Genomic DNA, 16,639 nt, shown 5'->3' on the forward strand with positions numbered 1-16,639 from the left:
GCGTTCGCCATTGATGGGTCATCCACTCTGCGCTTTGCCGCCGTACGTGGTTTGTATTACCCTTCATCCGTGATGGAATCTCAGCACTCTATGGAGCCGAACGATCTCAGACCGATGTCGTCGTCCTGGTCGACCGGAAGTACGCCCGTTAATGGTGAGGCATTGTCTCCGGAGCGCGCTGACAATGGGACTCTGGATAATGGCGATGCGCACCCGTTAGTGACCGTGGCGTCCCAAGGGGCTGGTATCGGCACCACCGAACAGGTGCGCCGCTTACGTCTCAACCTCGCGCTGCAGCACTGGCATCGTGGTGAGCTGACCGAAGCCATTGCGTGCCTGGGACCCGAAGACGATGCGGTCGCGACGAACGATGCGGGTCCAGAAACCGTTCTGGAGGGCGTCCTCCGGGGATTTGTGGCCCGGGCGCGGAGTGTCGAGGACGTTGCGATTCGCGGATTGTCCCGGCTGGAGCGCGGCATTCTCAAGCTGCCGCTCGAATCCGTCTGGTCTGCACTGCCCAGTCTTTTGCATTGTGGACTGGCGTTGGATGCCGACAACACCAGTGAGGCCGCCAATGCGATGCGTCGTTTATCGCTGATGCCCGCCTCCGCACGACGCGAGATGAATGCGCTATTTCCCGGTATGCTGATGGCCAGCAAGCTCCGCTTTGCCCGTCAACAGGGTCGTCATGGGTTCCGGCCGTTCCGCACCGTGGGCGATCGGCTGAATCTGAGCGCGTTTCCCCAGATTCCGCTTTATCACCAACTGATGGAGACGATCCGCCGCTTCGACTCCGGATCTGGCCATGGTCTGGCGTTACTCCGCACGACGGCTCGAGCGGCATCAGAAGCTCATGTTGTGAGTCCGATATTGGACTTCCGTGCCGAGTTGCAGGCCCGGTTTGAACACACCCGTTTGGCGGAGCTGATGGCTGAAGAGGGGCTGGATCGGCTTTACCCGCTGTTCGAGCTTGAGCCTAGTGGTTCAGGCGAGGCGACACCAATGCATGAGCCCATCAGTGATCGGGAGCGGAGCGTTCTCGAACTCATCGCCAATGGCCTGTCGAACCAGTCCATTGCGGACCGGTTGCATATATCCCTACACACCGTGAAGACGCACGCCCGACGCATCAACGCCAAACTGGGGGTCCGCTCCCGGACCCAGGCGATTGTCCGGGCCCGGGAACTCGGCGTTATCGTGTAATCGCTGCCGGGACCGTGTCGGCCATGATGGCCTCGATGCGCTCGTCTTTCTCAGACCAGATCCTTGCGATCCACTCCTGGAATTCTCTCTTGATCGCCTCGTCGCTGGTGTAGTCCATACCGAGAAACTGTGACGGAATCTCGACCGTCCGAATGTGGATGACCACCCGCTGGACCCGTCCGCAGAGGTAATCCCAGAAGCCGTGCCGGCGGTCCGGGTAGACGATCGTCACGTCCAACAGTTTATGCAGCATATCCCCCATGGCACCGAGAACAAACGCTGTACCACCGGCCCGGGGCTTTAGCAGGTGACGATAGGGGGTGCCCTGTGCCGCCTGCTTTTCAGGGGTGAATCGTGTGCCTTCCATGAAGTTGAACACGGTCACCGGCGTGTACCGGAATTTTTCGCAGGCCGCCCGAGTGGTCTCCAGATCCTTGCCCTTCAGGGACGGCTTCTTCTCGATCTGTTCTTTGGAGTAGCGTCGCATGAACGGGAAATCCAGAGCCCACCAGGCCACCCCCAGAAACGGCACCCAGATCAGTTCCTGTTTCAGGAAAAACTTAAGGAGCGGAATGCGGGGGTTCAGAACATGCTGTATCACCGGAATATCCGCCCAGGACTGATGATTACAGGTCACGAGATACCAGTCGGAACGGCTCAGGTCGTCCGCCCCTTCCACCTGCCAGTCGATGGCGTGCAGGGTATCGGCCAGCTTGTTATTGAACCCGATCCAGAGCCGCGCTATCCCGTCCAGAAGCGTGGTGCACAGCGTCCGGAAGGGCGTAATCGGAATCAGCAGTTTCAGAAAGGCGATCACAAGCAGAAAGGGGAAAAGGATCAGTGTCTGGGCCAGAATCCCGAGGACAGCAATAATGCCTTTCAGCGGGCCAGGAGGAAGCTGTTTCATGGTCCGTCAAAACTCCAAAAGCGTGGCATTGTGCCATGGAAACCGGAATGCCGCACGGATCTCAGGTGGGCGGTTTGGGCCAATTCGTGTCAAAAGGGCGAGCGCCACTGAAAGACACAGAAAACACGGAAAAGAATGCATTAAAGTGCTGAATAGGGTTGGGTGCCTGAGGAGGCAGCGGCGCGCCTAACGACGAGCCGTCAGAGCCTTTTGGATTCGCCCGAACGGGCATTTCCGTGCTTTCCGTGCCCTTCCGTGGCAACGTCATCCTTCTCGTTTGGCTTGGTCCCCCATCGCCAACGTCTCCGACCCGGTCAGCACATCCCTCAGGGCCAGGTTTCCTCGATCGAGCAGGGTCTGGTATCGGTCATCGTACCGAGTGAGCTTGTTGTATCGGATCATGCTCTGAATTTCCTCGACGTAGGCGTGGCCACGCTCGGAATAGCTCTCAAGCCCTGTGGCGAGTCCGACCCCGTTCGGGAAATACCCGCGCCGCCGCGAGGCCAGTCGGACGTCACGGAGTCCCTGGTACGCATCGTGACGGTTGAGGTTCTCAATGTAGGCGCGTACGGAATGGTAGGGCGAGGAGAAGCTGGCAACCTCATGGGAGGCGCCAGCACTGCGTTTGGCGGGCACGATGCCGCATCCGGCCGAGAAGCACCACTGACCAAAGAGGTTGTTCCCCTTGCGGGCGAAGCGCGACGTACCCCAGGCCGATTCGTTGGCGGCCTGTGCCATGACCAGCGACGGGGGAATCACGTCCAGATGCTCGCGCAATTCCAGAATAATCGCCTCGGGAGCGAGCTCCGTGTCAATTCGCAGGCGCTTGGCCTGCCGGGTCAACCATGCTTCGTCGTCGGCTGTGAGAGGCGCTTTGTTATCCAGTGTCATCAGATGATGGCGCAGCGCCAGTACCCGGGTGTTCGCAAGCACAATGCGTGGATAGAGGAACGAGAAGAACGCGTCTTTTTTCGTCTGGACATCCGAGTACTGGGAAAAATCGGGCAGGGCGTTCGTGCTCCATCCGGGGAGAGCCGGAAGTTGGGCGATGCCGTCAAATTCGCGCTCCTGAATGTGAAAACGGCGCTCGGCCGGAGGTGGCGTGTACAGCGCACCGATCACAAAGGCCAGTACCAGGGTGATGATCAGGGCCAGGAGGTTACGGCTTACTCCCATGAGTCGCTCCGTCTGTCCAAAATGGTTAAGGGTTCATTCACGGACTCAGTCAGCAAATGACCCGGACGCGACAGTGGAGTGTAGCATGTCACTCCTGGCCGGGTCGGATGGACGCTAGGAGTCTGCGCGGTAGAAATCGTGCCAGGCGAGATCGTCCCACTGCGGTCCATTTTGACGGTCATTTGAGGCGCATAGTGGTTCTATGTAACGAAAATGAGCGCTCAAAAGGGACCGCAGTGGGGCGGTCGCAGCGGTGCGACTTTCTACCGCGCAGACTCCTGGCGCCGGTAGGCGAGAAGCAATCCCAGCCGTTCCTCATTGCCGACGGTTTGCCGGTACTGGAGCACCATCACGTCCTCGCCGGCGTTGCTGTAACCGGTGAGAGTCACGCCGCTACCGGTGAACTGCAGCTGGCCGGATGAATCGTCGCAGCCATTGCAGGTCAGGTTCAGTGAGTTGCCGGCCAGTTCCGACGGAGTGTCCAGCGAGCCATCTGCAAGTGACTGGGACACATCGTGCCCTGATGGTGTCAACGTGGTGGCGCCGCCAGCAACGATCGCCAACTGCGCATTTTGCCATTGCTGAAGACGGTTCTCGTCCTGGGACAGGCCTGTAATGACACCCTGCACTTGGAACGTGCCGGTGATTTCTTTCCCGGTTGCGGGCGGCTTGACCGCCATGAGAAGGCCAGTCCCGTCGCCGGGGTTATCGAGCGTGAACGCGAGCACGCCGCCATCCGGTGACGCGGCGCCGATCGCTAACGAGAGCTGTTCCAGGTCATTACCCAGGCTGCTATTGCTGTCGAGATTCAGCCGACCAGTGTCCTGTTCATTGAGGCCGCCCTCCGAGTCGTTGACCAGAGACGTTCGGTTGCTGATAACGAGGTCAGCCCGATTCGAATTGACCACATCGTTGGCGGAAATCGTACCGTCAATGGCTCGCGAAATACGTCGTCCTGTTGCCGTCTGCTTGTAGGTTTGTTCCGTGTTCGTGCCGGATTGGCGAGACCATTTGCCCACATAGGAATCGGCACGAAAACGGGGGCTGCTCTCCTCGCTCAGTTGAGCGGAGAAGCTGACAACCCGGTATTCCTCCTTCAGCGTTGTGACCGCAAAGCCCTCGCTTTGAGCGAGGCTGATGTCGAAGATGCCGGAAAAACTCTCCTCCTGAGTTGCCAGTCGCGTGTAGTCGCCACTGTGGCCTCCCAGCTCAATGGCTTTCGTGCCGCTCAGGTAGCTGGCCACCAGGCCTCTCGTGTTGCTCTTGCCACCCAGAAGATGCCCGTCCAGCGGGAATGGGTTGCGGGTCCAGCCCAGGGTCTGGCTGCTTCCTTCGCCGGTGATGCTCTGGAACAGACTCCGGCCGGCACGAAGCCGGGACTGGCCTTCAATCGTCGCGCCACCCGGCGAGGTGCTGTGTGTGTTGACGGTCCAGAACTCCGGCGCACGGTAGTCGAGGTTGCCACTGGGGAAGTTGGCCAGTGTCGTCCGTTCGTAGGGGATGTCTGTGGAAATGCCGGTGATGTTCAGAATGCCGCTTCCACTGAAGTTTGTGAACGTCTTGCTCGGATAGACCCTCGCCCCATCTGAAATGGATTCCTCCGCACCCCGGAGCAGCCCCCATTGCCCCGCCTGATTGGAACCGCTGGCAATCAGTTGCGTACTGCCCAGCTCGAGGCCAAAGAAAACCGCATTCATGTTCACATTCTCGCCGTCAATGGTCTCGCCGGAGCCGGGTGGCAGCGTGGCCAGCTGCGCCATGTCGTCCACATACCGCGTCAGATCGGAACGTTCTCGCAGTTGTGTGATGGCACTGCTGAGCGTGGCATTGTCCGCAATGGCGATCTCAAAATCGTGAATCTGGTCGGACAGCGTTCTCCACGCCACGGCGTTCAGGCAGAGAATGCCGTCGTCCGTGTTGTTGTTGATGCAGTCGAGAGCGGCCTGGTAGTCCGACTGGGAGTAGCCTCCCAGCCCGTCCCGAACCAGGAATTCGGAGAACGGGTTGATCTTGACGTCGCGGTCGGTATCCGTCGCCAGCCCGCGCAGGGTCTGACCGTTGACGGTCGCTTCGATCACGATATTGGGCGCCAGCGGCTGGCCATTGGGGAGTTTCAGCACGGTGAACCCGTCATCGTCCGTGCGACGCGTCACGTCGACGCTACCCAGATCGTTGAGTGTGTGGTTGGTGCGATAGACCCTCAGCGAATCCGGCTGCACAAGGCGCAGGTTACGGCGGGACCGCTCGGCGTCCGGGGCCAGGCTGCCGGGGACTTCAACCGTCACCCGGATTTCGTTCTGCTCGAGCCCGCTGTTGTTACTGCTGTCCCCGGTGCTCTGCTCGGAAAACCCGTTGGCGGGATTCTTGTTGCCGGGGAAGCTGTTGGGCTGGCTGCCAGCATCTTTAATGGCATCGTCGCCACCACCACAGCCGGTGATGAGTAGTCCAGTCATAATGATGATGGTCAGGCGACGTGGCATTGAAACACTCCATTGATGAGTCAGGGCCACGGAAAAACGCTGAAAACACGGAAAAGGCAGTATTGAATATCGTCGGTTTGGCGTCCTTCGTTCACCCAACCGAGCTCTTTTTTCAGACCTTTTGGGGTTCGCCCGCAGGGCGTTTCCGTGCTTTCCTGTGTTCTTCCGTGGCAACTTGTATTCCCGCGTGGTCTCTGCGGATTCTGAGGCCTATCATACTATTACCCAACCGGCGTCACAGTGCACCAATTAACAGAACCCGTCCTCTGGAGCTTAACTTACCGGATTGTCAGTTGAGCGACCCGAGCCCTGCGGATACCATGGCGAAAACTCAGCGGACGCGAGGTAGTACCTTTATGTTTCGTCGCCTTACTGCACTGTCGTTAGCACTGGGGCTGGCAGCTCCGGTCGCGGCGGCCGACTTTGACCTCAGCCTGACGGATGACTCCGTGAAGGGCCAGTTCAACACCATGCCACGTCAGTCAGAGATTCAACTGGGGGCGGGTTACACCTACCACGAAGGCAGTCGCCACATCCTCAACCTGGATCTGCACGCACAGGGCCAGACGGCGATCGGTAATCTCCCGACGACGGCCGGCATCGGTTTTCGGGCGATTGGCTGGGATGACGATCCGGCGGATGGCGGTGCCGTGGGCGTGGGTGGTTTTGCCACGGTCAACGTCCCCAACGTGCCCGGTCTGTCCGTCGGTGGCAGCCTTCACTACGCGCCGTCCATTCTGTCCTTCGGCGATTCCGATGACATGACCAGCTTCGACGCGCAGGCCAGCTATCGCCTGATCCGCAACGCCGAAATCTTCGGCGGCTATCGCTACGTCAACACCGACCTCGACCCACGAGGCGACCTCACGCTGGACGAGGGTGTGATGGCGGGGATCCGGTTGTTTTTCTGAGACGGTTGGAAGAAGGTTTGAAAGTCGGTGGCGGCTGGCAAATGTAGCCGATGTCTCCGACTTCGGAGTTGCCCGCCAAGGCAACCAGCGGGCCCGGATCGATTCCTGGACCAACCTGTAGGAGCTTGCTTGCAAGCGACTGGTTTGACGCCCGGTATCAGTGCCAAAAACGCTGACTATGTCGCGAGCAAGCTCGCTCCTACAAGACAGAATGTGGTGTATATCGAACCGTCGTCCGGCGGACGACTCCGAAGTCGGAGACATCGGCTACAGGTAACGATCGATCCGATCTTTCAAACCTTCAGACCTTAAAACCTTCAGACATTCTCGGTTTCGCCCGAAGGGCGCTTCCGTGCTTTCCGTGTCCTTCCGTGGCAAACCGTCGCTCTCTTTTTCCGCGTCCTTCCGCGGATTCCGCGGCGAATCAAAGAAAATCCCGCTTCCCATCATCGTCCTCTTCCACCTCAGAGGATCCTTGATCCAGATCATCCGGCGACGCAGTCTCCGCCGGAATCCGATACTCCTCATTGGACCAGGCACCCAGGTCGATCATCTTGCAGCGCTCCGAGCAAAAGGGCAGCCAGCGATTGCTTGAGTCCCATTCCAGGACGGTCTTGCACGTGGGGCAGGTGACGTTCATGGCGGTGTATCGTTCTTCAATCGGTTCGCGAAGTGGCCACAACAAGGGAGGCGATACGCTGCCTCAGGACGTGGCCGTTTGGGTTGGTTGGCTCGATGGGCAGAAGTTTTCCAGACACCGATGCAGCTTTTCAAGGCTCACGGGTTTTGCGAGGAAAGCATTCATGCCCGAAACGTGGGCCTGTTGCTCGTCCGACGCCATAGCGCTGGCGCTCAGCGCGATGACGGGGATTGGATGCCGTTGATGGGCTTTTTCCCAGATGCGCAATTGTCGGGTGGCATCGAAACCGTCCATGCGGGGCATGACACAGTCCATCAGAACCACGTCAAATGCCTCAGTCCGTAACCGGGCGAGGGCCCGGTCGCCGTCTTCGGCCGTTTCCACCTGACAGCCGAGCTTCTCCAGAAGTCGTTGGGTGAGCATCCGGTTCACCGGATTGTCTTCGACCAACAGGACATGCATGTCGGAACAACGGAGTTGCGGAGGTGCATGATCCGCGGGTAAGGGGTTGATCGAGAACCGGGTCAGGAACCGGCGCTCGCCGCGCTCACGGTCCTCAATCAGCCGGTTCAGCATGGGGGCAAGGCGGGATTCGCGCAGCGATTTGCCCAGGAACGCATCCGCACCGGCCCCTTTGAAATGCCGGGCATCGCCGCGATGGACCGTGGTTGAGAGAATCAGCAGGCGCGTCTCCGAGCAGCCCGGTTCCTGGCGAATCGACTCGCAGAGTGCCTCGCTGGTCGTATCCGGCATGAAGCTATCCACGATGACAACATCGAATGGCGCGCCAATCTCGACTGCCTGCCGGATGACAGCGATGGCGTCGCTACCGGATTTGCATGCCTCTATGTCGACGTTGTGGCGGGCCAGCATCTCCAGCGTAATCTTCAGAGACAGGGCATAGGAGTCGATCACCAGAATGCGGCCGCCGTTCAGCCTGCGGTCATCCGGACGGATCTGTGACAGACCATCGGTGGGTTGGGGCATGGGTAGATCCACCCAGAATGCGGTGCCCTGTCCCCGCTCGCTCTGGACATCGAGCGAGCCGCTCATCAGGCCAACCAGTTGGTTGCAGATGGTCAGCCCCAAGCCAGCCCCCATACCGGAACGGGCCGTGTGTTCGTCGGGTTGGGAGAAGGGTTCCCGGATCCGGGCCATGTCCTCGCTCGTCAGACCAATGCCCGTATCCTCAACGGTGAAACGCAGTTTGGTAGCGTCTCGTGTGCTATCGAGCACTTCGGCGCTGATCAGGACGTGACCGGCGTCGGTAAAATGAATGGCGTTTGCCGTCAGGTTGAGCAGTACCTGCCTCAGTCTCAGCGGGTCGCCGATAACCGCGATGGGCAGGTTTTCATCCACGCGAAGCTCAAGGGCCAGGCCCTTTTCCTGGGCCCGCTCGCCGAGCATGGCGACCAGATCATCCAGAGTCGTGCGGGGGTCGAAGACGACCGGGTCGAGTATCAGTCGCCCGGCTTCCATGCTGGAGATATCAAGCAGATCCTCGACCAGACCCGATAGGGTCTCCGCCGAGCGATGCAGTGTCTGGAGGTAATCCCGCTGTTCGCTGTCGAGATGGCTGTCCTCCAACAGGCTCGCACACCCCAGAACCGATTGCAGGGGGGTGCGTAACTCGTGGCTTACATTGGCGAGGAACCGGGTCTTGCCGAGATTGGCGGCAATGGCGCGGTCCCTTTCCTCTCTGGCCGCACGGGCTTCTTCCTGCACCGGGAGCAGTGCCTCATCCGTCGTTTCGTTGGTCGCGGCGCTCTCGCTCAACTGTTGCATGGGGGCGGCGATGTGCCGTTGCCAACTGATGCCGACGCAGGCGATACCGAGCACGACGGTGACCACCTGCCATAACACCACTTCACTGGGCGCCAGTGGTAGCCATGCAGAGGCAATCAACGCCGCCATCGTGGTCAGCGACCAGACGAGAGGCCAGCCGATACGAAGTCGGAGAGGTGATTGGCGTCTTATCCTTAAGGGCACAGGCCGAATCCGTGGTTATTCCAGTTGGTGGCGATGATCACGCCCTGACGATCCATTATCAGGCTGTCATATCGACAGTGTACGACAGATTTGGCGTCAAGCCAGGGCTTGGTCAACAGGAATGAGATCCAGAACCTCAACCGTGTCGTCGTCGAAACGGAATCGCACATCCTGATCATAGAGTTGGACACCGTAAACGCGCCGTTCGTTCCCCCCACGGCGAAATCCGGGGCGTGGATCGCAGGTGAGCAGGTCCGCGATCAACTGCCGAAAGTCCGGGTAGGAGGTTGGTGAGAGGTGGGCGAGCCGGGTTTCGGCCTCGGCTGAAAAGCGGACGGTGTGTGTGGCCTGTGGTGCCTCTCCCGACCAGCGCATGGTGGCCTGCGGATGGCTGTCCGCCCAGGGTAGGTACGGTTTGATGTCGTAAATCGGTGTGCCATCGATCAGGTCGTGATCCTGAATGAGCAGCACCCGTTCTTTTCCGCGCCGTTCCAGGCCGTGGTGCCGGACCACCGACAGCCCCAGTTGATTCGGGCGAAACGGCGAGCGCGTGGCGAAAACGCCCACTTTCTGGTTGCCACCAAGCCGCGGCGGCCGCACTGTCGGGCGCCAGCCGCCGGCCTCGTGGAAATGGAACGTCAGCCACAGGTGTGAGCAATCGTCCAGCCCCCGGAACGCCTCTTCGCGGTTGTAGGGAGGCTGAATCACCAGTTCGGCGTGTGCGTGGCGTGTCTGACCCGGCTGGCGTGGCACCGCGAATTTTTCCCGGAAGCAGGAGCGCGTGATGGCGATGGGTTCAAGGGTCAGGGAGTGGCCCGTCATCGGAAATTCCTCGCAAAGAACATCTCAATTCGTAAGGTCAGGGAGCTGTGACTGTCGAAGCTGTCTTCCCGGCGGAAATTGATCGCCGGGATGACCTCGCTGTAAAGCCAGTCGTCATAGAGCCGGTAACGCCAGTTGAGGTCCGTGAAGTACTCGGTTGTGCGCCAGCCCGGCTGACTCTCGCCCAGAATGCCAATACGCGGATTGAACGTGGAACGGTTGTTGGCGCGATGGAACCCACTGACAATCTGGGAGAACTCGAACTCCCGGTTGCGGTGCACCCAGCGCAGCTCCGACGCCGCTCGAAAGTCCCATTCGCCAATGGTTCGGTCGAAGGCTACCCAGGTGCTTTCGCCCCAGCCGTCCTGATTGAAGTAGTACAGCCGCTGGTCGATGTGCGTGAGCCAGTGCTGGCCGAGCTTGAAGTAGCCGGTTGAACGCACCCGTGCGAAGGTGTTGAGCGGCAGACCACCGCGAATGCCAACGTCCGTCGAGAGATTCACAGTGTCGCTGAGGCGGCCCAGGTAGCGCAGAGCACCCGTAATGTCGCCCTCGGTGCGGGTTTCGCTGGTCAGTTGCCGATCCCGCTGACGCTCGGACAGCGGCAGATTCTCCTCGCTGTCGCTCTCGATCACCAGCCGGAGCTTCTCTTCCACCGTTGGAAGATCCAGCCGGAAGCGGGCTTCCGGTTCCATCTTTGCCAGCTCACCCGTCTCCGATTGAGTCGCGAAGCCCACACGCAGATAGCTTTCATTATCGGGCACAGCCCGTCGACTTCCGGACAGTGTCTGATCCGCCCACAGGCCCAATGAATGCACCTGCCTGGAACGCACCGATTGCTGGCGGATCACCCATTCCGACGGGCTGAGCCAGAACGTCTCCTTGTCCGGGTAATAGCGCTCGTCCGGCTCATAGGTGAAAAAAGACGGACCGAGGCCGTCGGGATTCAGAGGGGCGAGGTTGATGGCGTTATCCGGAGACTGCGCCGCAACAGGCGCACTGAGGAGCAGGCCGGTCAGCAACAGAACAGGATGCCGGTCTACCATTTGGCGATTTGAGCGGAGATGCCAGGAGGTGTTTGGTTTGCCACAGAAAAACACAGAAAGCACGGAAACCATTAATGAATCTGACATTGAAGACGGATGCAGTGGTCGCGCGGTTTCGAGTCCTTCGTTTCTTCGGACGGGTGCCTTCTCATCGATCTAGATGTTCCATTCTGAGTATTCTTCTCGCCCGAAGGGCGTTTCCGTGTTTTCAGTGTTTTTCTGTGGCTACCCTATCTCTGTCAGTTGCCGGTGAATTGCCTTCACCGTCTCACGCACCGAGCCTTCGTCCCGATCATTGTCAATCCGAATGTCCGCCTTCGCCAATCGGTCGTTCCGTGGCATCTGGGCGTCGATGATCTTTCGCACCTGCTCCGGCGTGTTGTCGTCACGGGCGGTGGTTCGCTGGATCTGAACAGACTCGGGCACGTCCACCACAATGACCTGCTCGACCAGATGATGCTGATCGGTCTCCAGCAGCAGCGGCGACACCAGCAGGGTATACCCCGGGGCATAATCCGAGGGGGCCGGGGTATCCGGATGAATCCAGAGCTGACGTGTCAGTTCTTCCTCGATAATGGGGTGGAGAAGCTTTTCCAGCCACTCCCGTTCTGAAGGCGTTTCGAATATGACCGACCGAAGCGCTGCCCGGTCCAGAGCGCCGTCGGCCTGGAGAATGTCCTTCCCGAAATGATCCGCAATGGCCGCCAGAGCGGGCGTCCCCGGTTCCACCACCTCGCGCGCCACATCATCGGCATCCACCGCATGAACGCCCAGCTCCTGAAAAAAACGCGCGACCGTCGATTTACCACTGCCAATACCGCCTGTGAGGCCGATGGTTTTCATAGGTGTTTCATGCCTTAGTGAGTATTTGCCACGGAATCCACGAAAGGACACGGAAAAAGTAGCAAGTTAGAAGTAGCAAGAAAGGCTTTAGCCTCTTACGGTTGTCGCTATCCTATTGCCACTATTTTCCGCCCGCAGGGCGCTTTCCGTGCCCTTCTGTGTTTTCCGTGGCGAAACAATCGTTCTCTTTATCACCGCACCCCAAGATACCCATACCAGGCCGACAGTATCTCTGGTCCGAACCAGAGACAGAGTAACCCGGCTGCCGCCAGATATGGTCCAAACGGAATGGGCACTTCGCGCCCGTGGCTGCGGAAGACAATCAGGGTGATGCCGACGACGGCGCCGACCAGTGACGACAACAGAATAATGGCCGGCAGAAGCTCCCAGCCCAGCCAGGCGCCCAGGGCGGCGAGCAGCTTGAAATCGCCGTGCCCCATGCCTTCCTTGCCTGTGACGATCTTGAAGAGCCAGTAGACGGACCACAGGGACAGATAACCGGCGACGGCACCCCAGAGGGCGGTCCCGAGGTCGGTGAATACGCCGAAATAGTTCAGTATCAGCCCCAGCCAGAGCAGGGGGAGAGTCATGTTGTCAGGCAGTAACTGCGTATCGTAGTCAATCACCGTCAGGGCGATCAGCCCCCAGACAAGCACCAGGGCCCAGAACGCCGGAGCGCCATAGCCGAACCAGTAGAAGGTAAACAGCGAGAAGAGGGCGGTGATCAGCTCAATGATCGGGTACCGCACCGAGATACCGGTACCGCACGACGCGCACTTGCCCCGTAGGAACAGGTAGCTCACCACCGGAATATTTTCGATGGCCCGGATCTGGTGCTCGCACTTCGGACAGGTCGACCGGGGGCGGGAAAGGGTGACCGTCGACTCATCCGAACGCTGGCTCTCGGGCACCTCCAGCAACATCTCACACTGGCCCCGCCACTCCTGCTCCATCATCCGGGGCAGGCGCAGAATGACGACATTCAGAAAGCTGCCAATGCAGAGCGAGAAAATGAAAAAGAGGGGATAGAAAAGCCAGGGGTTCGTCAGGATGGGATCGAATAGGGACATTGGGGCATCTTAGTGATTTTGGTTTTAGCCACGGAAAGACACGGAAAGCACTGACGGAAAGAGGCAAGAAACCAATAAAAAGTGGCGAGAGGCATGTTCACCACCAATAACAGAGCAGAATTCTCTTGCCTCTGTCCTGCGCGCCCAGAGGGCGCTTTCCGTGTCAGTCCGTGTTTTTCTGTGGCGACATATCAGTAATTGGAAGCAATCAGTTGGCGTTAACCAACCACCTGACCCATCTGGAAGATCGGAAGGTACATTGCGATGATTAGCCCACCCACAAGCACCCCCAGTACCGACATGATGATCGGCTCCATCAGGGAGGTCAGGTTATCGACCATGTCATCGACAACGGCTTCATAGTGCTCGGCCACCTTGGCCAGCATTTCATCCAGATTACCGGATTCCTCACCGATCGCCGTGAGCTGAACGGCCATCACCGGAAATACTTCGGCCAAGCGCATAGCCGCCTGGAGTTGGGTGCCGCTGGACACGTCATCTTTGATTTGCAGAACGGCATCCCGATACACGGCATTGCCAGTGGCACCGGAAACAGAGTCCAGAGCATCCACCAGAGGAACGCCGGCCGCAAAGGTGGTGGAAAGAACGCGGCCAAACTTGGCAACCGCGGACTTGTCCAGAATCTCACCCACAATCGGGAACTTGAGAAGCATCTTGTCTACGGAGTCAGAGAATTTCGGGGAGCGTTTCAGCGCTTCCCTGAAAATGAAAATCGTGGCGACGATTCCGAGAAGAACGATAAACCAGTAAGCCTGCATCCACTCCGATAAATTCACCACCATTTGCGTGAAAACGGGCAGGTCCGCACCAAAGCCCTGAAACAGGCTCTCGAACTGCGGCACAACCTTCACCAGAAGGATCGCCGTAACGATGATCGCGACCACGATAACGGCAATCGGATAGGTCATGGCTTTCTTGACCTTCTTCTTGAGTCCCTCTGTCTTCTCCAGATAGGTGGCAATCCGATCCAGCATCTGTTCAAGGGCGCCCGCACGCTCACCGGAATCCACCAGGTTGCAATAGAGGTCATTAAAGTGATTCGGGTGTTTCCGCAGCGCACCGGCGAAACTGGTGCCGGAGGCCACGTCGTTCCGGACGCTGGAGAGCAGTTCCTGCAGCCCCTTATGGTCAAGGCCGTCCGCCACAATATCGAAGCTTTGCACCAGTGGAACACCCGCTTTCATCATCGTCGCCAGCTGCCGTGTGAGCATCGCGATGTCGAACGGCGTCACTTTCTTACTGCCACCACCAAACAACGGCTTCGGCTTTTTCTTGACCTTATCGGGCATGATGCCCTGCTTGCGTAGCTGGGCCTTTACAAGAGCCGCGTTGGCGCCCATCGTCTCGCCCTTGGACTTGTTGCCCTTACGATCCTTGCCTTCCCAGACAAAGGTCGTGAGCTTGTCCGCGTTCTCTGCCATGGTGGTTAGTCCTTCGTCACACGGTTCGCTTCTTCCAGGCTGGTGACGCCCTGCATCACCTTCTCAAGGGCCGATTGCCTCAGGTTGGGGAAGCCTTCCTTGCGGGCCTGCTTTTCGATCTGGATGGAGCTTGCCTCCTCCATAATCATGTTTTCCAGCTCTTCGGTGATCTTGACCACTTCGTAAATCCCAACGCGGCCCTTGTAGCCTCCATTGCATTTATCACAGCCCTTGGGGCGGTACAACGTGAAGCCTGTTTCAATTTGTTCCTCCGTGAAGCCCTCCGCAATCAGGACGTCACGGGGAACATCCGCCGGCTCCTTACAGGCCTTGCACAGGCGCCGTCCCAGCCGCTGGGCAATGATCAGGCTCACGGACGTCGCGATGTTGAACGAGGCCACCCCCATGTTCATCATCCGGGTCAGGGTTTCCGCCGCGCTGTTGGTGTGCAGTGTCGAGAGCACCAGGTGACCGGTCTGGGCCGCCTTGATGGCGATGTTGGCCGTTTCCAGGTCCCGGATTTCGCCCACCATGATCACGTCCGGGTCCTGGCGCAGGAATGATCGAAGCGCCGCCGCGAAATCCAGGCCGACCTTGTTGTTGACGTTGACCTGGTTAATGCCCTCCAGGTTGATCTCCGCCGGATCTTCCGCCGTGGAAATATTGCGCTCGGGCGTGTTCAGGATGTTGAGACCGGTGTACAGAGAGACCGTCTTGCCGGAACCGGTCGGGCCGGTCACGAGAATCATGCCTTGTGGCTGGCTCAGGGCATTCATGTACAGCTCTTTCTGGTCTTCTTCGTACCCGAGCTGATCGATGCCCATCTGGGCGGCCGTCGGGTCCAGAATCCGCAGAACGATCTTCTCGCCCCAGAGTGTGGGTAGGGTGTTGACCCGGAAATCGATCGCCTTCGTTTTGGACAGCTTCATCTTGATGCGGCCATCCTGCGGCACCCGGCGCTCGGAAATGTCGAGCTGGGCCATGATCTTCACGCGCGCCGAGATCTTCGGGGCGAGTTTGATGGATGGCTTCGACATTTCCTTGAGAACCCCGTCCGTCCGGTACCGAACGCGATAGGTCTTCTCATAGGGCTCGAAGTGGATGTCTGAGGCGCCACCGCGAATGGCGTCGAGCAGTAGTTTGTTGACGTACTTGACGATAGGGGCGTCGTCGACATCGGACGGCTTGACGGCATCGGTGTCATCGTCATCCTCGCCGCCTTCGACATCGATATCCTCCAGATCATCATCGCCCAGATCGCCCATGGACTCTTCCTGGGATTCCAGGTAGCGATCAATCAGGCCATGGAGCTTGCCGTCATCGGCGAGCACCGCATCGGTGCTGAGGCCGGTGTTGAACTTGATTTCATCGAGCGCCTGAATGTTCGTCGGATCTGAGACCGCCAGGAACAGGCGATTGCCTCTCTTGTACAGGGGGAGAGCGCTATGCTTCCGGACCAGCTTCTCGTCAACGATCTTTTCCGGCAGCATCTCCGGGACGAACGCGCTCAGGTCAATCACCGGCATGCCGAACTCCAGCGCCGCCGCATAGGCCAGGCGACCACTGTCCGCCAACTGGTTCTGGACCAGATAGGTGATCAACGGAATCTTGTTATTGGACGCCTGAAGGAACGCATCCTTCGCCGCATCCTCATCCAGCAGACCATCATCCACGAAGCGTCGTGCAAGGCCAGTCAGCCGGATGTTCTTGTTCTCTGGAGGCATAGATAAGGTCGTAATGATCGGGAAAAATAAGTGTGAAAAGTAGTTTAGATGGCCGCGCCGTAGATTGAAAGGCGCAGGCCTTGTACCGAAGCGGCTGGCCGCCGTTATTCGCCGCGGAATCCGCAGAAGGACGCGGAAAAGAAATGGTGTTTGCCACGGAAAAACACAGAACGCACGGAAAAGTATCGAGAAGCCCTCCGAGTTTTGTGCGGCTGGATTTTACCGTCCTGCTACTTTCCTTTCGCGCCTAAAGGGCGCTTTCCGTGTGTTTCCGTGGCTGAATCTTCTTTTTTCCGCGTCCTTCCGCGGATTCCGCGGCGAAAAGAACTGACAAAAAACGTCACATACCGCCAATAATCGACAGCAACGAGGTGACGATTCAGCGG

12 protein-coding genes and 1 pseudogene are annotated in these 16,639 nt (G+C 58.9%); 2 read left to right on the plus strand and 11 right to left on the minus strand.

From position 1 onward, the window contains the following. Nucleotides 1-999 precede the first annotated feature (999 nt). A pseudogene (locus C8D92_RS15875) lies at nt 1,000-1,203 on the plus strand (response regulator transcription factor); the annotation flags it as partial. Here the strand turns inward: C8D92_RS15875 and C8D92_RS12820 are convergent. From C8D92_RS12820 to C8D92_RS12830, 3 genes are all read right to left on the minus strand, one after another. After that, on the minus strand, nt 1,193-2,110 hold the full coding sequence (locus C8D92_RS12820; protein ID WP_116919570.1) for an acyltransferase: 918 nt from the start codon (nt 2,108-2,110) through the stop codon (nt 1,193-1,195). The pseudogene C8D92_RS15875 and the gene C8D92_RS12820 overlap by 11 nt on opposite strands. Before the next feature lie 264 nt (nt 2,111-2,374). Beyond that, complete coding sequence (locus C8D92_RS12825; protein WP_116919571.1) at nt 2,375-3,286, minus strand: glucosaminidase domain-containing protein; 912 nt, start codon at nt 3,284-3,286, stop codon at nt 2,375-2,377. Between the two features lie 263 nt (nt 3,287-3,549). Further along, entirely contained in the window at nt 3,550-5,766 is a 2,217-nt protein-coding gene (locus tag C8D92_RS12830; RefSeq protein WP_116919572.1) for a hypothetical protein, read from the minus strand. Between the two features lie 356 nt (nt 5,767-6,122). Between C8D92_RS12830 and C8D92_RS12835 the strand changes: the two genes are divergently transcribed. Beyond that, entirely contained in the window at nt 6,123-6,677 is a 555-nt protein-coding gene (locus C8D92_RS12835; RefSeq protein ID WP_116919573.1) for a YfaZ family outer membrane protein, read from the plus strand. A 424-nt stretch (nt 6,678-7,101) separates the two neighbouring features. On the opposite strand, the gene C8D92_RS12840 is transcribed toward C8D92_RS12835, so the two are convergent. The 8 genes from C8D92_RS12840 to pilB form a co-directional block, all read right to left on the minus strand. Continuing rightward, complete coding sequence (locus C8D92_RS12840) at nt 7,102-7,317, minus strand: DNA gyrase inhibitor YacG (protein ID WP_095610869.1); 216 nt, start codon at nt 7,315-7,317, stop codon at nt 7,102-7,104. Nucleotides 7,318-7,380: 63 nt separating this feature from the next. Further along, nucleotides 7,381-9,231, minus strand: coding sequence for a response regulator (locus tag C8D92_RS12845; RefSeq protein WP_095610868.1), 1,851 nt, complete (start codon nt 9,229-9,231; stop codon nt 7,381-7,383). A 171-nt stretch (nt 9,232-9,402) separates the two neighbouring features. After that, entirely contained in the window at nt 9,403-10,128 is a 726-nt protein-coding gene (gene tsaA / locus C8D92_RS12850) for a tRNA (N6-threonylcarbamoyladenosine(37)-N6)-methyltransferase TrmO (protein ID WP_116919574.1), read from the minus strand. Then, the gene (locus C8D92_RS12855; RefSeq protein WP_243402443.1) at nt 10,125-11,174 is read right to left on the minus strand and encodes a hypothetical protein; all 1,050 of its coding nucleotides are present in this window, start codon (nt 11,172-11,174) and stop codon (nt 10,125-10,127) included. The genes tsaA and C8D92_RS12855 overlap by 4 nt, the downstream gene beginning before the upstream one ends. 225 nt (nt 11,175-11,399) lie before the next feature. Beyond that, nucleotides 11,400-12,017, minus strand: a complete 618-nt coding sequence (gene coaE, locus C8D92_RS12860) for a dephospho-CoA kinase (protein WP_116919575.1) — start codon at nt 12,015-12,017, stop codon at nt 11,400-11,402. 191 nt (nt 12,018-12,208) lie between these two features. Then, a complete protein-coding gene (locus tag C8D92_RS12865; protein WP_116919576.1) occupies nt 12,209-13,087 on the minus strand; it encodes a prepilin peptidase in 879 nt (292 codons plus the stop codon). 218 nt (nt 13,088-13,305) lie between these two features. After that, nucleotides 13,306-14,529, minus strand: coding sequence for a type II secretion system F family protein (locus C8D92_RS12870; protein ID WP_116919577.1), 1,224 nt, complete (start codon nt 14,527-14,529; stop codon nt 13,306-13,308). A 5-nt stretch (nt 14,530-14,534) separates the two neighbouring features. After that, on the minus strand, nt 14,535-16,253 hold the full coding sequence (pilB, locus tag C8D92_RS12875; protein WP_116919578.1) for a type IV-A pilus assembly ATPase PilB: 1,719 nt from the start codon (nt 16,251-16,253) through the stop codon (nt 14,535-14,537). Nucleotides 16,254-16,639 lie beyond the last annotated feature (386 nt).

Origin of the sequence: Tamilnaduibacter salinus, assembly GCF_003096655.1 — a bacterium.
Lineage (GTDB): Bacteria > Pseudomonadota > Gammaproteobacteria > Pseudomonadales > Oleiphilaceae > Tamilnaduibacter > Tamilnaduibacter salinus.